The organism is Paracoccus bogoriensis, assembly GCF_019431455.1.
In the GTDB taxonomy this organism is placed as follows: Bacteria; Pseudomonadota; Alphaproteobacteria; order Rhodobacterales; family Rhodobacteraceae; genus Paracoccus; species Paracoccus bogoriensis.
The window spans coordinates 34,508-53,849 of the sequence record NZ_JAHYSR010000003.1 but is presented as its reverse complement, the minus strand read 5'-3'; the positions used below and the strand labels follow the sequence as shown (position 1 = coordinate 53,849).

The following is a 19,342-nucleotide window of genomic DNA, read 5'->3' as shown; positions in this document are numbered from 1 at the left end:
TCGGGATCGCGGGCGTCAAGGGTCCGGCCTTGGTGCCGCGCTGTCAAGCCACGGCTTGGGTCAGCGCGCGCCATTCCGCGTGCAGGGCGGGCAGGTCGGCGGGCTTCGGGTCGCGGCGCAAGGCCAGGGCAGCATCGGCGCGGCGCATCGCGCTTGTGCTCATCGCGCCTGCGGCGGCGACGACGGGGGCCATCTGCGCGATGTCTCCGTTGCAGTGCAGCACCAGATCGCAGCCCGCAGCGATCGAGGCCGCGGCGCGTTCGGCATGTGTCCCCGGCAGGGCGTTCATCGTGATGTCGTCAGTCATCAGCAGCCCGTCGAACCCAATCCGGTCGCGGATCAGCCCGATCACGCACGCCGATTGCGTGGCAGGCGCGGAATCCAGCGCGGCGAAACGGATATGGGCGGTCATGCCCATCGGCAGGTCGGCCAGCGCGCGGAAGGGCGCGAAATCCAGCGCGTCCAGCGCGTCCAGATCCGCCGCGACCTCGGGCAGGCCATGATGGCTGTCGATCTGCGCGCCGCCATGGCCGGGCATGTGCTTCATCACGGGCAAGACGCCTGCCGCCAGCAACCCCTCTGCCGCCGCACGGCCCAGTTCCGCGATTCGTGCGGGGTCAGAGCCAAGGCAGCGGTCGCGCAGGAAGGGATGGGTCGCGTCCCGTGCCACGTCCAGCGTTGGCGCGCAATTCGAATCGATGCCCACCGCGCGCAATTCCTGCCCGATCAGGTGATAACGCAGCCACATCGCGCGCGGCCCCGCCGCCGCCTGCGACAGCGGCGCGGGCCATTCGGTCCAGTGCGGGGCGCGCAGGCGCTGGACGCGCCCGCCCTCCTGATCGACGGTGATGATGCAATCGCGGCCTACGGCCTCGCGCAGATCACCGGTCAGGCGGCGCAACTGGTCGGGCGTTTCGACATTGCGGGCAAAGAGGATGAAGCCCCAGGGATCGGCCTCGCGGAAAAAGGCCGCCTCGTCGGGCGACAGCACCGTCCCGGCGATGCCGCCCAGAATGGTCGCGTTATGGGCCACGTTACTGGCCGATGGCCAGGCAATCGGTGCCAGCCGATTGCAGGGCCGAGCAGAACTGTCGCGCCTCGCTGATGCTGGCAAAGCCTGCAACGCGCAACCGCCAGAAGGTGCGGCCATTGGCCTGATGTTGCTGGATCACCGGGGATTTGCCTGCAAACAGCGATCCGTGACGGCCGGTCAGACGCGACCATTCGCCCTGGGCGATGGCGTTGCTGTCGAAGGCGCCGACCTGGACGACCGGACCGCTGGCGCTGCTGGCCGCCTGAACGGGGGCAGGCTGGGTCTGTGCCTGCGATGAGGCCGATGCGGCGGCCGGGGCGGCGGCGGGTGCCGAGGCGGCCACCCGCGTCACGCGGGGACGCGGCGCCGGGCGGGCGCTGGCCACAAGGATGGCGGGATTGGCTTCGGCCTGGGCCATGGCCAGCGCCTCGGCGATGGCGGTCGCCTGTGCCGGGGCGCCGGTTTCGTCGGTGACGACGCCGGTGACAGGGCCCTCGCTGGCCGGCGCGTCGAGAATGGGGGCATCGGCCACGGCCTGATCGGCCAGTGCGCGTTCGGCGGCGGCGGCAGCCTCGGCCTCGGCCAGGGCGCGCGCCTCGGCATCCGACAGCGGCATGATCGGCTCGCCCGAGAAGGTCAGCGGCGTTTCGGTCTGGTGCGAGGGTTCGCGTGCAGTCGCGCCAAGCGCGCCCATCGGCAGGTCATCGGGTGCCAGATCGACGGGCGAGGGCGCGATGGCGACCTGCTGGGTCGGGGCCGGCGCCTCGCCTCCGGCGACACTGTTGACGGCAAGTCCGGTATGGGGCGTCAGGCGGCCGCCCGGTTCCTCGGGGGCGGTGCGGGCCTCGCCTTCGATGGCGCGGATGATCGGCACGCCCGATACGTCGCGCGACACAAGCTGCCAGCCCCAGGCGATCAGCCCGACCATCAGCCCGACCGAGGCCACCGCGCCCATGTAATGCGTGACGCGCGCCAGTCGCGCGGACAGGCCGTCGCCCTGAGGCAGCGCCCCGTCCTGGCCGGGCTGGCGCCCCGGACGCTGGCCCGAAGCGGCCTGATCATATGCAAATTCCCGTTTCACCTTGTGACGCGAGAAAACATAGCCGCCTTCGCGGAAATCCATCACTGCCATATCTGCCTGCCCGCCGGTTGATCCGGATTCATTCTGCCTGCTCGCACCCCGGGCCGTGGCTGTTGGTCAGCGCATCTCGTCCATCGGGGTGACGCCAAGAATACCCAGACCGCTTGAAATAACAACGCCAACCGCTCGGACCAGTGCGATTTTTCCCTGGGTCGTTGCCGCGTCGCCCTCTTGCACGAAGCGCAAGGCTGGCTCGTCATTGCCGCGATTCCACAGCGAATGAAGGTCGGAGGCGATCTCATAAAGGAAGAACGCGACGCGATGCGGCTCGTGCGCGCGGGCGGCGTGTTCGACAAGGCGCGGCCATTCGGCCAGCCTGGCAGCCAAGGCCAGTTCGGCCGGATGGGCCAAAGTGGTCAGGTCGGCGGCGGCGAGGGTCGAATCGTCCACATCGATTCCTGCCTCGCGCGCCCGGCGCAGAACCGAATTGATCCGCGCATTGGCGTATTGCACATACCAGACCGGGTTGTCCTTGGACTGTTCCAGCACCTTGGCAAAGTCGAAATCCAGCGCCGCGTCGTTCTTGCGCGTCAGCATGATGAAGCGGGTCACGTCGGGCCCCGCCTCCTCGACCACGTCGCGCAGGGTGACGAAGGTGCCCGCGCGCTTGGACATCTTGAACGGCTCGCCGTTCTTGAACAGCTTGACCAGCTGCACCAGCTTGATGTCCAGCGGCACGCGGCCGTTCGACAGCGCCTTGACCGCCGCGTTCATCCGCTTGACATAGCCGCCATGGTCGGCACCGAACACGTCGATGAGCTGGTCGAAGCCGCGGTCGATCTTGTCCCAGTGATAGGCGATGTCGGGCGCGAAATAAGTCCATGAGCCATCCGACTTCTGGATCGGCCGGTCCACGTCATCGCCATGGGCAGTAGAGCGGAACAGCAGCTGCTCGCGCGCTTCCCAATCCTCGGGCAGCTTGCCCTTGGGGGGTTCCAGCACGCCGCGATAGATCAGGCCCTGACTTTCCAGCTGCTTGATCGCGGCCTCGATCCGGCCCGTGCCGTAAAGCGCCTTTTCGCTGGAATAGACATCCATCTGCACGCCCAGCAGGGCCAGATCCTCGCGGATCATCGCCATCATGCATTCGGTCGCGAAATCGCGGATCTCGGCCAGCCATTCCTCTTCGGGGCGGTCCAGCAGGCTGTCGCCGTATTTCTCCTTGAGCGCCTCGCCGACCGGGATCAGGTAATCGCCGGGATAAAGGCCCTCGCGGATCTCGGGCTCCAGCCCGTGCGCCTCGCGGTAACGCTCATAGGCCGAGCGCGCCAGCACATCGACCTGCGCGCCGCCGTCATTGATGTAGTATTCGCGCGTCACATCATGGCCGGAAAAGGCCAGAAGCCGGGCCAGCGCATCGCCAAAGACCGCGCCGCGCACATGGCCCACATGCATCGGGCCGGTCGGGTTGGCGCTGACGAACTCCACATTGACCCGCAAACCCGCGCCCATGTCCGAGCGGCCGAAATCGACGCCCTGCCGCAGAGCGGCGCGCACCACGTCATGCCAGACCACGGGCGCCAGGCGCAGGTTCAGAAAGCCCGGGCCGGCGACCTCGGCTGCAGAGATGCGCGGATCGGTCAGGCGCGCGGCCAGCCTGTCGGCGATGTCGCGCGGCTTCATTGCGGCGGACCTGGCCAGCACCATCGCGGCATTGGTGGCCATGTCGCCATGCGCCGGATCGCGCGGCGGCTCGACCGCGACATTGGACAGGTCCAGCCCCTGGGGCAGTTCGCCCGCCTCGGCCATGGCGTTCAGCGCCTCGATGACGATGGCGCGGATATCGTTGAACAGGTTCATCGGTGTCCCCGGCTGGTTCCGACCGTCACCTAAACGACGCCAGGGACGAAAGGTCAACCTTTGGAGTCCGCCGCCGGGAACCCCAGAGCCCATTGCGCGCTTGGGGACGCGATCCTGACCTCTCAACCAGATGCAAAGCGTTCATGACCGAAGCGAACTCCTTTGCCCGCCCCTCGACCGACTCTTCGGGCGATGCTCGCCCCGAGCCCGATGACGACACCCCCCTGGCCGTGGCGGAACGTCGCCGTGCCGATCACAACCGCCACCGTGTCGCCATCCGCCTGGCCGCGCTGACCACGCCGGGCTATCTGTTCATGAACGCCATGGCAGCGGTGATCGCCAGCTACGGCCTGCTGGCCGACAGCCCGGCGGTGGTGATCGGGGCGATGATCGTGGCGCTGCTGCTGGGGCCGATCATGGGGGTGGCCTTGGCCATCACCGACGGGGACTGGCCGCTGTTCCGCAAGTCCTTTCTGGCGCTTCTGGCGGGGGGCGTCGTGGTCTATGCGATCGCGGCGGCAGTGGGCTGGCTGCATCCCCTGGTCCCCATCACAGACGAGATCCGGTCGCGCACCGCGCCCAACAGCTTCGATCTGTTCATCGCGCTCGCCGGGGGCGCGGCGGGGGCCTATGCGACCGTCTCGCCCCGGATCGCTGCGGGCTTCGTGGGCGTGGCCATCGCCACCGCGCTGGTGCCGCCGCTGGCCTCCTCGGCGATCCTGCTGACGCGGGGGGAATATGACGCATCGCTTGGCGCGGCGCTGCTGGCGCTGACGAATATCGTGGCGATCCAGTTCGCGGCCGCCGTGGTGCTTTGGGTGCGCGGCTATGCGCGCGACAATGATGGCGATGACGTGACCGCGTTCCAGTTCCTGCGCCGCCATATCGGCAGCATCGCGGTCCTTGTCCTTCTGGGGCTGTGGCTTGCGGCCAATCTGCGCTCGACTGTGACGGAACGGGTCTATGAAAACCGCGTCCGCGCCACGCTGAGCGAGGCCCTGGTCGATCTGGAGGGCAGTCAGGTGGACAGCCTGCAAATCTTCGGCCTGTCCGACCGCATGGTGATTCGCGCCGAGATCCACGGCCCGATCGAACCGACCGTGCCGCAGGTGGCACGCATGGCCGACCTGCTCCCCGCCCATCCCGACGGCCGCCCTGTCGATCTGCGCGTGCGCCATGTCGAAACCAGGATCATCACGCCGCGCGGCCTGACCCTGGAAGGGATCGACCCGCCGCTTTTCGGCCCGCCCTTCCCCGAGCCGTAGGACCAGCCCAAGGCGGCCTCTGGCGCAGATTTCTTGACCTGCGACCAGCTCTGGTCTAGGGACGGCTGACCCGTATCCGGCGGGCCAAGGCGGGGCGTCCGAACATGCGTCCCTGACACATGTTGCGATGGTGCCATCCGGGCACCACCGGCAGGGAACGCGGCACACGGATGGTGCCGAACCAGAGAAAGCCCCGAATGACCAAATTCTCCGATCTGAAGCTCGATCCCAAGGTTCTCCAGGCCATCGCCGAGGCGGGCTACGAGACGCCGACCCCGATCCAGCAGGGCGCTATTCCCCCGGCGCTGGAAGGCCGAGACGTGCTGGGGATCGCGCAGACCGGAACCGGCAAGACCGCCAGCTTCACGTTGCCGATGATCACGCTTCTGGGCCGAGGCCGCGCCCGCGCGCGGATGCCGCGGTCGCTGGTGCTGTGCCCGACGCGGGAACTGGCCGCGCAGGTCGCCGAGAATTTCGACATTTATGCCAAGCATACCCGCCTGACCAAGGCGCTGCTGATCGGCGGTGTCAGCTTCGGCGAACAGGACAAGCTGATCGACCGCGGCGTCGATGTGCTGATCGCCACGCCCGGCCGCCTGCTGGATCATTTCGAGCGTGGCAAGCTGTTGCTGACCGGCGTGCAGATCATGGTCGTGGACGAGGCCGACCGGATGCTGGACATGGGCTTCATCCCGGATATCGAGCGGATCTTCCAGCTGACGCCCTTCACCCGCCAGACGCTGTTCTTCAGCGCCACCATGGCCCCCGAGATCGAGCGCATCACCAACACCTTCCTGCACGCGCCCGCGCGCATCGAGATCGCGCGCCAGGCCACCACCTCCGAGACGATCACGCAGCGCCTGATCGAACTGACCCCCACCCGCCGCGACATGGCCGCCAAGCAGAAGCGCGACCTGCTGCGCGCCCTGATCGACGCCGAGGGCGAGGGCCTCACCAACGCAATCATCTTCTGCAACCGCAAGACCGACGTGGACATCCTGTCCAAGTCGCTGGCCAAGCACGGTTATGACGCGGCTCCCATCCATGGCGATCTGGACCAGAGCCAGCGGACCCGCACGCTGGAGGCGTTCCGCGACGGCAAGCTGCGGCTCTTGGTCGCCTCGGACGTGGCCGCGCGCGGACTGGATATCCCGGCGGTCAGCCATGTCTTCAACTACGACCTGCCCAGCCATGCCGAGGATTATGTTCACCGGATCGGCCGCACCGGCCGCGCCGGGCGCCCGGGCACCGCAATCAGCATCGCCACGCCTTCGGACGACAAATACCTGACCGCGATCGAAAGCCTCGTGAACAAGACCCTGCCCCGTGCCTCCCTGCCCGAGGGCTTCGGCACCTTCCCCGAGCGTTCCGAACCGCGCGGCGCCGAACGCGATGAGCGCACCGGCAGCAGCCGTTCGCGACGCCAGCGCAGCGGCGGCTTCCGCGCCGAATCCGTGTCGAAACCCGCTCCACGCGCCGAGGCTGCGCCCGAGGCTGCGGCCCCGGTCAAGCGCGCCGCCGCGCCCCAGCCGCGCGACGAGCACCGTGACGACCGGCGCGAAGGCCGTCGTGATGATCGGCGTTTGCGTCAGGGCGGTCAGGATCGCGGCCCACGCATCGTCGGGATGGGCGATCACATCCCCGGCTTCATGCTGGTCGAACTGCGCAGCAGCCCCAGCGTCGAGGACAGCGCCAGGGACAGCAGCGACACACCCGTCGATCTGACAGAAGCAGTCGAGGCTGCACAGATCAAAGCCGAACCGGCTGGCGAAGAGGCTCTGGAAAAGACCTCATCGCGTCGTTCGCGCAGCCGGACGCGCGGCCGTGAATCCTCGGAAAAGATGGCCGAAACCCCGGTCGAGACCCAGCCCGAGGCCGAGGCGCAGCCTCAGACCGAGGCAAAGTCTGACTTGCCGGTCGAGATGCAGCCTGAAGCCCCCGCCCCCACACCCGCCGCGCCGGAAGTCCAGCCCGAGGCGTCCGAAGCCAGCCCCGCCAAGCCCCGCAGACGCCGCAAGAAGGCCGAAGCGACGGATACGGATTCGGCGGATGCCGCGGTGGCCAGGCCCCGATCGTCGAGAAGCCGCAAGGCCAAGCCCGAGGCCGAGGCCGAAACCGAGTTGGCCGAGGCCAGTCAGGCCAGCGAGCCGGCCGAGCCCAAGGCGCCCGCCCGCCGCTCGCGCAAGAAGGCCGGTACCGCCGAGGCGCCAGCCGAGCCGCAAGCCGAGAGCGAAAAGCCCGCACCCAAGACCCGCAGCCGCCGCAAACCCGCCGCCAAGGCCGAGGATGCGGCTTCCGACAGCGCCCCCGCAGAGGCGGGCAACGCCGAGGCGTGATGGCGGGACCGGCAAGGCGACCCGCACGACGCACCGCCCTGCATCCGCCCCGGCTTCACCGCCGGGGCCGCCCTCCTGTCAGGCAGCTTCTGCCCGATCTGGCCCTCGGCGCGATCGCCGCACTTGGGTTGGCGCCTTTCGGCGTCTGGGGCGCGACGCTCTGCGCATTGGCGCTGATCCTGTGGCGGCTGGCCCGCGCCCGCCCCGCCGCAGCCTTCTGGCACGCGCTGGCGGCTGGCGTGGGCTGGTTCGCCCTTGGCCTGTTCTGGATCGTCGAGCCCTTTCTGGTCCAGCCCGAAATTCACGGCTGGATGGCGCCTTTCGCGCTGATCCTGATGGCGCTTGGCGGCGGGCTGTTCTGGGCGATTCCGGTCTGGGCGGCGGCAAGGCTGACCGCCGATTGGCGACGCCGCGCGCTGGCCATGGCGGCGGCGCTGGCGCTGTCGGACTGGCTGCGCGGCTGGATCCTGACCGGCTTTCCCTGGGCGCTGACCGGCCATGTCTGGATCGGAACGCCTGCGGCGCAGATGGCGGCGACCTTCGGCGCGCTTGGACTGTCGGTCCTGACGCTGGCGGTCGCATGCCTGCCGACGATCCTCTGGCGCCCGGTGCGCCCAAGGCTGGCGGGCTTCGTTCCCGGCACCGCCCTGGGCGCGGCCCTGATCGCGAGCAGTTGGGCCAGCGGGCAGGCGCGCCTGGCGCAGCCTTTGCCCCCGGACGAGCCGACGATGCTGCGCATCGTCCAGCCGAACGCCACGCAGGCGCTGAAATGGGATCCGGACTGGGCGGCCGTTTTCTTCCGCCGCCTGCTGGACCTGTCATCCGAACCCGGCCCGCGCGATCTGGTCATCTGGCCCGAAACGGCGGTGAACTTCCTGCTGGATCAGGCGGGCGAAGTCCTGCCCATCATGTCCGAGGCCGCGGATGCCCCCCTGATCATGGGCATCCAGCGCCGCGAGGGGACGCGCTTTTACAACAGTCTCGCCACGATCCAGCCGGGTGGCGAGGTCAGCGAAATCTACGACAAGTTCCACCTGGTCCCCTTCGGCGAATACATCCCCTGGGGCGACCGGATGGCGCGGTTGGGCATCGGTGCCTTTGCCGCGCAACAGGGTTTTGGCTATTCGCCCGGCCCCGGCCCCATGACGATGAGCGTCCCCGGCGCGCCCGACTTTCAGCCGCTGATCTGCTACGAGGCGATCTTTCCCCAGCATCTGCGCGCGCTGGACACCCGCCCCGGCTGGCTGCTCCAGGCCACCAACGATGCGTGGTTCGGCACGATCTCGGGGCCATACCAGCACCTTGCCCAGGCAAGGTTGCGCAGCATCGAGACCGGTCTGCCGATGATCCGTGCCGCCAATACCGGTGTCAGCGCGGTGATCGACGCACGGGGCGGGATCCGTGCCAGCCTTGCCCTGAACGTCGCGGGCAAGATCGACGCGCCACTGCCCGGCGCCCTGCCCCCGACGCGCTGGCTGGCCTGGGGCGACACGCCGATGCTGGTGCTGATCGCGCTGGCGCTGGCTGTCTCTTGCTGGCGGCGGCGTCGCACGACCTGAGAGAAACCCCCGAGGGGCCGCCGGCATTCGGTGCCCCGTTGGCGTTCAGTCGCGGATGTAGCGGCTGTCCTTGATCTGATCCCAGGCCCAGACGACCTCGGACAGGCGCTCCTCGTCGGAACGGTCGCCGCCATTCCTGTCGGGATGCAGATCCTTGACCAGCGATTTGTATTGCTTGCGGATCTCGGCGCGGGTCCAGGTATCCTTGGCCTCGAGAATGTCCAGCGCGCGGCGCTCGGTCGGGGGCAGCTTGCGGGCGGCGGCCTGCGCGCGGGCCTCGGGGGCGGTGCCGTTCGCGCCCAGGATCTCCAGCGGGTCGCTGACGCCATGGCGCGCCCATTTCTGTTCCTGCGCCGCGCGACCAAAGGGCTTGGTCGGACGTTCCCAGACGGTCGCATTGTCGATGAATTTCTGGAATTCCTCTTCGGACTGGCCCTGAAAGTAATTCCAGTTCGCGTTGTATTCGCGGACATGCTCCTTGCAGAACCAGAAATAGTCATCAAGGTTGCGCGGATTCTTGGGCGCCCGATACTGGCCCGGCTTGTCGCAGCCCTCGCGATCGCAGATCCGGGTCGATGTCTCGAACGCGCCCGACATACCGCGCCGCCCCCTGGCCTTGCGTTTCTTGTCCTTGGCGGCGGAAATGTCGAAACCGAACGGGTCGTTCTTGCTCATGTCAGGGCACCTTTGCGACTCGGAGGCGGCAGTTTAGGCTATTTGGCGGGACATGAAAGGGCTTGAGGAATGACAATCGCGACCGAGATGATCGCCCGCCTTTCGGCACTGGAGCCGACCCGGCTGGAGGTGCTGGACGAAAGCGAAGCCCATCGCGGCCATGCCGGTTTCCGCGAAGGCGGGCAGACCCATTTCCGCATCCGCATGGCCAGCCCGCGCCTTGCGGGCCTCAGCCGGATCGAACAGCATCGCCTTGTCCACGCCACCCTGGGCGACATCGTGCCACGAATCCATGCGCTTGCCCTGGAACTGGCGGAAAGCTGAACCGTTAGCGCGCGCAGGCTTGCCGCTGCTGTCCGGGCCTCATAGAACCCGCCTGAACCCAACGAGAGAGGGACGAGGGACATGACCGCGCCCAAGGATTTCAACGACCGCATGTTGTCTCTGGGCCTGGCCCGTGTCAGCGAGGCCGCCGCCCATGCCTCGGCCCGGCTGATCGGCCGCGGCGACGAGAAGGCCGCCGACCAGGCCGCCGTGAACGCGATGCGCGACCAGCTGAACAAGCTGGACATCAAGGGCGTCGTCGTGATCGGCGAGGGCGAACGGGACGAGGCGCCGATGCTGTATATCGGCGAAGAGGTCGGCACCGGCAACGGCCCCGAGGTCGATATCGCGCTGGACCCGCTGGAGGGCACCACGCTGACCGCCAAGGACATGCCCAACGCCCTGACCGTGATCGCCATGGCCCCGCGCGGCACGCTGCTGCACGCGCCCGATGTCTATATGGACAAGCTGGCCGTCGGTCCGGGCTATCCGGCCGATGTGGTCAGCCTGGACATGAGCCCGGCCGAACGGGTGCGCGCCCTGGCCCGCGCGCGCGGCTGCGCGGACAGCGACATCACCGTCTGCATCCTGGAACGTCCGCGCCACGAGGAGATGATCGCCGAGGTCCGCCAGACCGGCGCCGCGATCCGCCTGATCACCGATGGCGACGTGGCCGGCGTGATCCATTGCGCCGAGGCCGGGCTGACCGGCATCGACATGTATATGGGGTCGGGCGGCGCGCCCGAGGGCGTTCTGGCTGCGGCCGCGCTGAAATGCATGGGCGGGCAGATGTGGGGCCGGCTCCTGTTCCGCAACGAGGACGAGAAAGCCCGCGCCCGCAAGGCCGGCATCACCGAACTGGACCGCATCTACAGCCGCGACGACCTGGTGACGGCGGATGTGATCTTTGCGGCAACGGGTGTGACCAACGGCTCGATCGTGGCGGGCGTCAAGCGCGAGCCGGGCTATCTGACCACCGAGACGATCCTGATGCGGTCCAAGACCGGATCGGTGCGCCGCATGATCTACCGCAACCCGGTGAAGTGAGCTATGGGGGCGCCGCCCCTGTCCCCGTTCCGGGGACATCTCCGGACTGACTGAGTGAACACGACAATGACGGCGTTTCTGGGCATCGACAGCTCGTTGACCGGGCGGCGATGGGTCGGGCCTGATCCCGCGCTTGAACGCCGGGCCGAGGGTCTGGCCCAGCAGGCGGCCCTGCCCCTGCCGGTCGCCCGCATCCTGGCCGAGCGGTCCGTCTCGCCAGAAGAGGTGCCCGGCTTTCTGGCGCCCAAGCTGCGCGATCTGCTGCCCGACCCCCTGACCCTGCGCGACATGGCGGCAGCGGCCGAACGGCTGGTCGAGGCGGCCGTGTCGGGTCAGCGGATCGCGATCTTTGCGGATTACGATGTGGATGGCGGCGCGTCGGCCGCGCTGTTGCTGGACTGGCTGCATCAGCTGGGGCGGCAGGCCAGCCTCTATGTTCCCGACCGGATCGACGAGGGCTATGGCCCCAATGCCCCCGCCATGGCCAAGCTGGCCGAGGCGCATGACCTGATCGTCTGCGTCGATTGCGGGACGTTGTCTCATGACGCGCTGGCGGCTGCAGCGGGCTGCGACGTGATCGTGCTGGACCACCATCTGGGTGGCGAAACCCTCCCCCCTGCCCTGGCCGTGGTGAACCCGAACCGCATGGACGAGGATGGCGCGCTTGGCCATCTCTGCGCGGCAGGGGTCGTGTTCCTGACGCTGGTGCAGGCGGGTCGCGTCCTGCGCGCGCGAGGCCTGCCCGAACCTGACCTGATGGCAATGCTGGATCTGGTCGCGCTGGCGACAGTGGCGGATGTGGCGCCCCTGGTCGGTGTGAACCGCGCCTTTGTGCGGCAAGGTCTGGCAGTAATGGCGCGGCGCCAGCGACCGGGTCTGGTCGCGCTGTCGGACATCGCGCGGCTGGACGGTGCGCCAGGCGCGTTCCATCTGGGCTTTCTGCTTGGCCCGCGCATCAATGCCGGGGGGCGTGTCGGGCGCGCCGATCTGGGCGCCTTGTGCCTGTCCTGCCGCGATCCGCGCGAGGCGGGCGAGCTGGCCCGGCAACTGGACGAACTGAACCGCGACCGCCGCGCGATCGAGGCCGCCGTCCGGCAGGAAGCCCTCGCGCAGGTCGAGGCGCGGGCCGATGCGCGCCTGTCCTGGGCCGCTGGCCCCGGCTGGCATCCGGGCGTGGTGGGCATCGTCGCCGCGCGGGTGAAAGAGGCGACCGACCTGCCCTCGGTCGTGATCGGGGTCGAGGGCGGGATCGGAAAGGGCAGCGCGCGTTCGGTTCCCGGCGTCGATCTGGGCCGCGCGATCCAGCGGCTTGCGCGCGAGGGGCTGCTGCTGAAGGGCGGCGGGCACGAGATGGCCGCCGGCCTGACCGTCGAGGAGGCCAGGATCCCCGCCGCGATGGAGCGTCTGGCCGCGCTGATCGCCCGCGATCTGGCCGGGCGCACGGGGGCGGGGGATCTGCGGATCTCGGGCCTGCTGGAGCCGTCGGGCGCCACGATCGAGATGTTCCGCCTGCTGGAAGATGCCGGCCCCTTCGGCCAGGCCGCCCCGGCGCCGCGTTTCGCCTTTGCTGATCAGCTGATCGACAGCGCCGCCACGATGGGCGACCGGCATCTGCGCCTGCAATTCCGCAGCCCCGGCAACCCGCCGCTGGAGGCCGTGGTCTGGGGCGCGATGGACGGTCCCCTTGGCCCCGGCCTGATCGGCGCCAAGGGGCGGCGCTTTCATCTGGCGGGCAAGCTGGAAGTGTCGAACTGGGGCGGGCGCGAAAGGCTGCGCTTGCGGCTGGACGATGCCGCGCCGGTGGGCAACCTTTGACGCGGTCGCAGGTTCTGGTCAGGGCGCACCCGCACGGCTAACCTGCCGCAAAGCGCGAAGGAGGATCTGATGAAACTGACCTGGCTTGGCCATTCCGGCTTTCGTCTGGACATCGAGAATGCGGTGATCCTGATCGACCCGTGGTTCACCGGAAACCCGCTCTTTCCCGCCGAGGCGCGGGACGAGGCCGTCGCGGGCGCGACCCATATCCTGATCACCCATGGTCATGGCGACCATACCGGCGACACGCTGGCCCTGGCGCGCGACCTGGGCGTGCCGGTCGTGGGCATCTACGACCTGATCAGCCATTGGGAATCGGCCGAGGGGATCAAAGGCATCGGCTTCAACAAGGGCGGCACGGTCGAACTGGGCGGCGCCAGGGTCACGATGGTCAATGCCAGCCATTCCAGTTCCCTTGCCGGGCCGGACGGGCCGATCTATGCGGGCCATGAATCGGGCTACATGATCGCGGGCGAAGGCCGTGTCATCTATGTCTCGGGCGATACCGACATCATGGCCGACATGGAATGGATGGGCGACCTGCACAAGCCCGATATCGGCATCCTGTCGGCGGGCGGACATTTTACCATGGACATGGCGCGGGCGGCCTATGCGGCCAGGCGCTACTTCAACTTCAAGACGGTGATCCCCTGCCATTACAAGACCTTCCCCGCGCTGGAGCAATCTGCGCAGGCGCTGATCGACGGGCTGCCCGGCGTCACCGTGATCGAACCCGAGGTGATGAAGGCAATCACGCTGTGAGCTTGCAGCAATTCGACGATCCGGCCGGGGGCGGCGATCACGGCGCCCGCCTCGACGCGCTGAGGGCCGAAATGGCGGCGCGCGGCCTTGATGGCGTGATCGTGCCGCGCGCCGACGCGCATCAGGGCGAATATGTCGCCGATGCCGATGCGCGGCTGGCCTGGCTGACGGGCTTCACCGGCAGCGCGGGCTTTGCGGTGGTGCTGGCCGACCGGGCGGGGGTCTTTATCGACGGCCGCTACCGCGTGCAGGTGCGCGACCAGATCGACCTGCGCCATTTTGCGCCGGTGAACTGGCCCGAGACCTGCCTCTCGGACTGGCTGAGCGAGGGATTGCCGCAGGGGGGCCGGGTTGGTTTCGACCCCTGGTTGCACAGCCGCCGCGACATCGAGGCTCTGGAAAAGGCCCTGCATGGAACCGCCATCGCGCTGATCGCGCTGGACGAGAACCCGGTGGATGCGATCTGGACGGATCGCCCGGCGCCTCCGGTCGGGGCCGCGCGCATCCATCCCGACGACTTGGCGGGCGAAAGCGCCGCACAGAAGCGCGCGCGACTGGCGGCCGACCTGCGGGCTGCGGGCCATGCCGCGGCGCTGATGACCCTGCCCGATTCGATTTCCTGGCTGCTGAACATCCGGGGCAGCGACCTGCCACGCAATCCCGTGGTGCAGAGCTTCGCGGTCCTGTCCGATAGCGGGCAGGTCGCGCTGTTTGCGGATGCGGGAAAATTCGACGACAGCCTGCGCGCCCATCTGGGCAACGAGGTCTCGATCCTGCCGCCCGACGGTCTGGCCGCCGCGCTGACCGATCTGGAAGGCCCCGTCCGTCTGGACCCAGGCAGCGCGCCCGAAGCGGCATTCCGCATTCTGGAAGCCGCAGGCACCGCCATCGCGCGCGGCCCCGATCCGGCGATCCTGCCCAAGGCCGTGAAGAACGCCGCCGAACTGGCCGGGATGCGCGCCGCCCATCGCCGCGACGGTCTGGCCATGGTGCGCTTTCTGGCCTGGCTCGACGCGCAGGACCATGCCTCGCTGACCGAGATCGACCTGGTGCGCCGCCTTGAAGATCTGCGCCGCGAGGCCGGGATTCTGGATATCAGCTTCGACACGATCATGGGCGCGGGGCCGAACGGCGCCATCGTCCATTACCGCGTGACCCAGGCGACCAATCGCCGACTGGTGCCGGGCGACCTGCTGCTGGTGGATTCGGGCGGCCAGTATGCGGATGGGACGACCGACATCACCCGCACGTTGGCGCTTGGGCAGGCGCGGGCGGATGTGGTGGCGCCCTTCACCGCTGTCCTGCGCGGGATGATCGCGCTCAGCCGGGCGCGGTTTCCGCGAGGCGTGGGCGGCGCGCATCTGGACGCGCTGGCGCGGCAATTCCTGTGGTCGCAGGGGATGGATTTCGACCACGGCACCGGCCACGGTGTCGGCGCGGCCTTGTGTGTCCATGAAGGCCCGGCGCGGATCAGCCGGGCCAGCGACATGCCGCTGCGGCCGGGCATGATCCTGTCGAACGAGCCGGGCTATTACCGCGAGGGCAGCTTCGGCATCCGGATCGAGAATCTGGTCGTCGTGACCGAGGCCGAGGCCGAGCCCGGCCGCGCCATGCTGGGTTTCGAGACGCTGACCCTCTGCCCGATCGACCGCCGCCTGATCGACCGGGCCGCGCTGGCCCCCGAGGAACGGGCATGGCTGGACGATTACCACATGCGCGTGCGGATCGAGCTGGCGGGCGATCTGGACGGCGCCGAACGCGACTGGCTGATTGCCGCGACCGAGCCGCTTTGAATTGGGGTGCCGCTAGACGCCAAGCGTCTGGCGGCCCCGCGCGACCAGCCCGCGCAGATCGTCCATGCTCAGGGCGCCAAAGGCAGCCTCGTCGCCGCAGATGAAGGTCGGCGTTCCCGCCAGCCCCATATGATCGCCCAGAAGATAGGTCATCGAGATATGCCGCTCGACCCTGTCGCTGTCCATTTCGGCCAAAAGGGCGGTCTCGTCCAGGCCGATCTCACGCGCGACGCGCAGCACGACGGGGCGTTCGATCCGCTGGCGGGTGGACAGCAGGCGCGAATGCATCTGCCAATAGCGCCCCATCGACAGCGAGGCCAACGACGCCCGCGCCGCGAAATCCGAACCCGGTCCAAAGATCGGCCATTCGCGGAACACGACGCGCAGGTTCGGATCCTCGCCGATCAGCGCCTGGATGCGGGGCATCATCGTGCGGCAATGCGGGCAATTGTAGTCAAAGAACTCGCTCAGCGTGATGTTGCCGTCGGGATTGCCCAGCACAGGCGAGGTGTCGTCGCGTTCCAGAACGCGGCGGATTTCCTCGGGCATGGGATTGGCACGTTGGGCGCGGGCCGGCAGGGCCGACAGCGCCAGCCCGGCGCTGGCGGTGGTCAGAAGGCTGCGGCGGGTCGGCATGGCTTGTCCTTTCGCGGTCTGTCTCCTTTGCGTATCGGGCGGGCATACATGCGTAAATCCCGATACGACCGGGACCGGGTCACGATGGCGTCAGGTCACGGCCGCCCTGCGGTGAAACTCGGGCCGGTCCCATGACCCTTCGCGCAGGATGCAGGCCAGCACGGCGACCGCGTGGTCCACATCCTCGGCGCTGTTGTAAAGCGGCGCGAAGCCGAAGCGCAGCACGTCGGGCGCGCGGAAATCGCCGATCACGCCCTGGGCGATCAGCGCCTGCATCACCGCGTAACCCTGGGGATGGCGGAAGCCCACCTGAGAGCCGCGCCGGGCCGGGTCGCGCGGCGAATTGAGGATGAGGCCCGGACATTCAGCCTCGACCCCCGCGATGAAACGTTCGCTCAGCGCGATGGATGCGGCGCGCAGATCGGCCATCTCGACCTGATCCCAGACATCCATCGCGGCCTCCAGCGCGGCCAGCGCGATGACCGGCGGCGTGCCGACGCGCATCCGCTGGATGCCCGGCGCGGGTCGGTAATCCAGATCAAAGGCAAAGGGCGCGGCATGGCCAAGCCAGCCTTGCAGGATGGGTTGCGCCTGATCCTCAAGCCGAGGATGCGTCCAGATGAAGGCGGGCGCGCCCGGCCCGCCATTGAGGTATTTGTAGGTGCAGCCCACCGCGAAATCGGCATCTGCGCCCAACAGGTCCACATCGACCGCGCCCGCCGAATGGGCCAGATCCCAGACCGTCAGCGCGCCCGCCTGATGGGCCAGCGCGGTCAGGGCGGCCATGTCGTGGCGGCGGCCGGTGCGGTAATCGACCTCGGTCAGCATCAGGACCGCCAGATCGGGGGTGATGGCGGCCTCGACATCCTCGGGGGCCACGACGCGCAATTCGGCGCCGACCGCGCGGGCCAGCCCCTCGGCCACATAGAGGTCCGAGGGGAAGTTCCCGCTATCGGACAGGATCACCCGCCGGTCAGGGCGCAGCGCGCGCGCGGCGCTGACGGCCTGGAACAGCTTGACCGATAGCGTGTCGCCCATCACGACCTGCCCCGGCCCCGCGCCGATCAGGCGCGCGATCCGGTCGCCCACCCGGCCCGGTTGATCCATCCAGCCCGCCCGGTTCCAGCCGGTGATCAGCATTTCCGACCATTCATCGGCCATCATCCGCGCGACGCGCTCCGTGGCGGCCTTTGGCATGGGACCAAGGGAATTGCCGTCGAGATAGGTGATCCCTTGCGGCAGGTAAAAGGCCTGGCGGGTGCGGGCGAAATCGGTCATCGCGGTCTCCTCTTGACGGCACGCTAACAGGGCGGTTCGCTGCCCGAAAGAGGGGGTGGACGATGCTCTATCGCGTCACGGACTGGGACGATGCCTATGCCAATGCCGCCCATATCGCGGAGGGCGCGCACTACCCCGCCCGCTGGCAGGCCGCCGCCGCAGCCTTTCGTGCCGCCCACCCACCGCAGGCGCTGCGCGGCGGGCATCTGTTCCGGCCCGCAGGGGATGCGCGCGGGCTGATGGTCTTCATCCATGGCGGCTACTGGATGCGGTTCGGCCCCGCCGACTGGTCGCACCTGGCGGCGGGGGCGCTGGCGCGGGGCTGGGTTTGCCTGATGCCCGCCTATCCGCTGGCGCCCAGGGCGCGCATTGCCGCGATGACCGCCGAGGTCGCCGCCAGCATCGCCGAGGCGACAGCCCTGATCCCTGGCCCCATCGCCATCACCGGCCATTCCGCGGGCGGGCATCTGGCCGCGCGCATGATCTGCCCCGGCGTGCTGCCTGACCCGGTCGCTGCGCGGGTGTCTGCCTGCCTGCCGATCTCGCCCTTGTCGGATCTGCGCCCGCTGATGCGGACCGCGATGAACGCGACGCTGGCGCTGGACCTACCCGAGGCGCTGGCCGAAAGCCCCGCCCTGCTGACCCCGCACGAGGGCATCCCCGTCACCGTCTGGGTCGGCGGCGCCGAACGGCCCGAGTTCCTGCGCCAGGCACGGGTTCTGGCCGATCTGTGGGCCGGGATGGGGGCCGCGACGGAATGCGTGGTCGATCCGGGCCGACATCATTTCGACGTGGTGGACGGGCTGGCCGATCCGGGCAGCCCAATGATGCGCCGCCTGCTGGGCTAGGACGTGAAATCCGCAATGGTCGCGCCGGCCAGCCTCGCCAGCCTGTCGGGGGCGATGGCAAAGATGTGGCGCGGCGTGCCCGCCGCCGCCCAGACCTGCGAGAATGCCAGCAGATGCCGGTCGAAAAAGGCGCGGGGCGGGCGCAGATGGCCAAGGGGCGCGACGCCGCCGATGGCAAAGCCCGTCTCGGCCCGGATCAGCGCGGCATCGGCGCGCCCCAAGGCCTCGCCCGCCAGGGCCGAGGCGCGGGCCGGATCGACCTGCCGCCCGCCCGCCGTGACGAACAGGACGACATGGCCGCTGGCCTCGCCGCGGAAGATGATCGACTTGGCGATCTGATCGAGGTGACAGCCCACCGCCGCCGCGGCCTCTGCAGCGGTGCGGGTGCTGTCGGCCATCTCGACGATCCGCGCAGCCTCGCCCGTCTGCTCCAGCGCGGCACGCACGCGCGCGAGGCTCTTGCTCATCCCCGCCCCCCTTGTTTGCAGTCGCGCGTATCTGACCCGGCCCGCGCGCCTTGGGCAAGCCGCCCCTTGCACGCCGCGCCATGATCGTGTTGGCAAAGCCACCAGGCAAGGAGATTGCGATGAACGTCTATACGCTGGTGATCGAACTGGGCCGCCGCAAGGGCGACGGCCTGCCCGAGGGCGCGACCGGCGCGGGGCTGATCTGCTACGCCTCGGGCAAGGACGAAGCCGAGGCCGTGCGCGAGACCGTGGCCATCCTGAAACAGGCCCAGATGGCGCCTCTGAACGTGACCGGCTACGGCACGCTGGAGGAACGGCTGGCCCAGGGCCACGAAATCGACGATGAGGAACGCGCCCTGATGCAGCGTGCGCTGGACGAAAATTCCGTCATCATCGCGCAGATGACGCCCTGGTTCGGGGACCGCTCCGAAGATATCGCTCACTGACGCTCACGCCTTCGTGAGGCCGCCGGGACCACGGGCTTTCCGGGGGCTGGCTAGGCAAGAGGCGGCCTTTCGGCTAGGCTGGCTGCAATCAAGAAACAATGGCAGTCACGAACAGGC

At 68.8% G+C, this 19,342-nt stretch carries 17 protein-coding genes; 10 read left to right on the top strand and 7 right to left on the bottom strand.

Going from position 1 to position 19,342, the window contains the following annotated elements:
* Window positions 1-43 precede the first annotated feature (43 nt).
* From KY389_RS02090 to argS, 3 genes are all read right to left on the bottom strand, one after another.
* A complete protein-coding gene (locus KY389_RS02090; protein WP_343222885.1) occupies window positions 44-1,033 on the bottom strand; it encodes a glycoside hydrolase family 3 N-terminal domain-containing protein in 990 nt (329 codons plus the stop codon).
* Window position 1,034: 1 nt separating this feature from the next.
* Window positions 1,035-2,165 (bottom strand): SPOR domain-containing protein, encoded by a 1,131-nt coding sequence (locus KY389_RS02085; protein WP_219829097.1) that lies wholly within the window; start codon window positions 2,163-2,165, stop codon window positions 1,035-1,037.
* 66 nt (window positions 2,166-2,231) lie between these two features.
* Window positions 2,232-3,974: an arginine--tRNA ligase gene (gene argS, locus KY389_RS02080; RefSeq protein WP_219829096.1), complete on the bottom strand. Its 1,743-nt coding sequence runs from the start codon at window positions 3,972-3,974 to the stop codon at window positions 2,232-2,234.
* A 143-nt stretch (window positions 3,975-4,117) separates the two neighbouring features.
* On the opposite strand from argS, the gene KY389_RS02075 reads away from it, so the two are divergent.
* The 3 genes from KY389_RS02075 to lnt all read left to right on the top strand — a co-directional run bounded on the left by KY389_RS02075 (window position 4,118) and on the right by lnt (window position 9,134).
* Window positions 4,118-5,239, top strand: coding sequence for a TIGR00341 family protein (locus KY389_RS02075; RefSeq protein WP_219829094.1), 1,122 nt, complete (start codon window positions 4,118-4,120; stop codon window positions 5,237-5,239).
* A 197-nt stretch (window positions 5,240-5,436) separates the two neighbouring features.
* On the top strand, window positions 5,437-7,575 hold the full coding sequence (locus tag KY389_RS02070; protein WP_219829093.1) for a DEAD/DEAH box helicase: 2,139 nt from the start codon (window positions 5,437-5,439) through the stop codon (window positions 7,573-7,575).
* On the top strand, window positions 7,575-9,134 hold the full coding sequence (gene lnt, locus KY389_RS02065) for an apolipoprotein N-acyltransferase (RefSeq protein ID WP_219829091.1): 1,560 nt from the start codon (window positions 7,575-7,577) through the stop codon (window positions 9,132-9,134). Before KY389_RS02070 ends, lnt begins: the two co-directional genes overlap by 1 nt.
* Window positions 9,135-9,179: 45 nt before the next feature.
* Here the strand turns inward: lnt and KY389_RS02060 are convergent, their stop codons facing one another.
* Window positions 9,180-9,809, bottom strand: a complete 630-nt coding sequence (locus tag KY389_RS02060) for a J domain-containing protein (protein WP_219829090.1) — start codon at window positions 9,807-9,809, stop codon at window positions 9,180-9,182.
* A 69-nt stretch (window positions 9,810-9,878) separates the two neighbouring features.
* Between KY389_RS02060 and KY389_RS02055 the strand changes: the two genes are divergently transcribed.
* The 5 genes from KY389_RS02055 to KY389_RS02035 all read left to right on the top strand — a co-directional run bounded on the left by KY389_RS02055 (window position 9,879) and on the right by KY389_RS02035 (window position 15,550).
* Window positions 9,879-10,133: a BolA family protein gene (locus tag KY389_RS02055; RefSeq protein WP_219829089.1), complete on the top strand. Its 255-nt coding sequence runs from the start codon at window positions 9,879-9,881 to the stop codon at window positions 10,131-10,133.
* A gap of 81 nt (window positions 10,134-10,214) precedes the next feature.
* Window positions 10,215-11,180, top strand: a complete 966-nt coding sequence (glpX, locus tag KY389_RS02050) for a class II fructose-bisphosphatase (RefSeq protein WP_219829087.1) — start codon at window positions 10,215-10,217, stop codon at window positions 11,178-11,180.
* 66 nt (window positions 11,181-11,246) lie between these two features.
* Entirely contained in the window at window positions 11,247-12,995 is a 1,749-nt protein-coding gene (gene recJ / locus KY389_RS02045) for a single-stranded-DNA-specific exonuclease RecJ (RefSeq protein WP_219829246.1), read from the top strand.
* A gap of 69 nt (window positions 12,996-13,064) precedes the next feature.
* Window positions 13,065-13,757, top strand: a complete 693-nt coding sequence (locus KY389_RS02040) for a metal-dependent hydrolase (RefSeq protein ID WP_219829085.1) — start codon at window positions 13,065-13,067, stop codon at window positions 13,755-13,757.
* Entirely contained in the window at window positions 13,754-15,550 is a 1,797-nt protein-coding gene (locus KY389_RS02035; protein ID WP_343222884.1) for an aminopeptidase P family protein, read from the top strand. The genes KY389_RS02040 and KY389_RS02035 overlap by 4 nt, the downstream gene beginning before the upstream one ends.
* 12 nt (window positions 15,551-15,562) lie before the next feature.
* On the opposite strand, the gene KY389_RS02030 is transcribed toward KY389_RS02035, so the two are convergent.
* Window positions 15,563-16,186: a DsbA family protein gene (locus tag KY389_RS02030; RefSeq protein ID WP_219829083.1), complete on the bottom strand. Its 624-nt coding sequence runs from the start codon at window positions 16,184-16,186 to the stop codon at window positions 15,563-15,565.
* Between the two features lie 90 nt (window positions 16,187-16,276).
* Window positions 16,277-17,464, bottom strand: coding sequence for a kynureninase (gene kynU, locus KY389_RS02025; protein WP_219829082.1), 1,188 nt, complete (start codon window positions 17,462-17,464; stop codon window positions 16,277-16,279).
* Window positions 17,465-17,526: 62 nt separating this feature from the next.
* On the opposite strand from kynU, the gene KY389_RS02020 reads away from it, so the two are divergent.
* A complete protein-coding gene (locus KY389_RS02020; protein WP_219829080.1) occupies window positions 17,527-18,312 on the top strand; it encodes an alpha/beta hydrolase in 786 nt (261 codons plus the stop codon).
* On the opposite strand, the gene KY389_RS02015 is transcribed toward KY389_RS02020, so the two are convergent.
* Window positions 18,309-18,779 carry a YbaK/EbsC family protein gene (locus KY389_RS02015; RefSeq protein ID WP_219829079.1) on the bottom strand — a complete coding sequence of 157 codons (471 nt, stop codon included), beginning with the start codon at window positions 18,777-18,779 and terminating at the stop codon, window positions 18,309-18,311. The two genes, KY389_RS02020 and KY389_RS02015, sit on opposite strands and share 4 nt — an antisense overlap.
* A 119-nt stretch (window positions 18,780-18,898) precedes the next feature.
* Between KY389_RS02015 and KY389_RS02010 the strand changes: the two genes are divergently transcribed.
* Window positions 18,899-19,225 (top strand): hypothetical protein, encoded by a 327-nt coding sequence (locus KY389_RS02010; RefSeq protein WP_219829078.1) that lies wholly within the window; start codon window positions 18,899-18,901, stop codon window positions 19,223-19,225.
* The last annotated feature ends 117 nt before the right edge of the window (window positions 19,226-19,342 follow it).

Coding starts and splice junctions, on each gene's coding strand:
- KY389_RS02030 (WP_219829083.1), bottom strand. CDS start 16,186: ATGCCGACCCGCCGCAGCCTTCTGACCACCGCCAGCGCCGGGCTGGCG.
- KY389_RS02060 (WP_219829090.1), bottom strand. CDS start 9,809: ATGAGCAAGAACGACCCGTTCGGTTTCGACATTTCCGCCGCCAAGGAC.
- kynU (WP_219829082.1), bottom strand. CDS start 17,464: ATGACCGATTTCGCCCGCACCCGCCAGGCCTTTTACCTGCCGCAAGGG.
- KY389_RS02010 (WP_219829078.1), top strand. CDS start 18,899: ATGAACGTCTATACGCTGGTGATCGAACTGGGCCGCCGCAAGGGCGAC.
- KY389_RS02040 (WP_219829085.1), top strand. CDS start 13,065: ATGAAACTGACCTGGCTTGGCCATTCCGGCTTTCGTCTGGACATCGAG.
- KY389_RS02015 (WP_219829079.1), bottom strand. CDS start 18,779: ATGAGCAAGAGCCTCGCGCGCGTGCGTGCCGCGCTGGAGCAGACGGGC.
- KY389_RS02075 (WP_219829094.1), top strand. CDS start 4,118: ATGACCGAAGCGAACTCCTTTGCCCGCCCCTCGACCGACTCTTCGGGC.
- KY389_RS02085 (WP_219829097.1), bottom strand. CDS start 2,165: ATGGCAGTGATGGATTTCCGCGAAGGCGGCTATGTTTTCTCGCGTCAC.
- recJ (WP_219829246.1), top strand. CDS start 11,247: ATGACGGCGTTTCTGGGCATCGACAGCTCGTTGACCGGGCGGCGATGG.
- glpX (WP_219829087.1), top strand. CDS start 10,215: ATGACCGCGCCCAAGGATTTCAACGACCGCATGTTGTCTCTGGGCCTG.
- argS (WP_219829096.1), bottom strand. CDS start 3,974: ATGAACCTGTTCAACGATATCCGCGCCATCGTCATCGAGGCGCTGAAC.
- lnt (WP_219829091.1), top strand. CDS start 7,575: ATGGCGGGACCGGCAAGGCGACCCGCACGACGCACCGCCCTGCATCCG.
- KY389_RS02055 (WP_219829089.1), top strand. CDS start 9,879: ATGACAATCGCGACCGAGATGATCGCCCGCCTTTCGGCACTGGAGCCG.
- KY389_RS02020 (WP_219829080.1), top strand. CDS start 17,527: ATGCTCTATCGCGTCACGGACTGGGACGATGCCTATGCCAATGCCGCC.
- KY389_RS02070 (WP_219829093.1), top strand. CDS start 5,437: ATGACCAAATTCTCCGATCTGAAGCTCGATCCCAAGGTTCTCCAGGCC.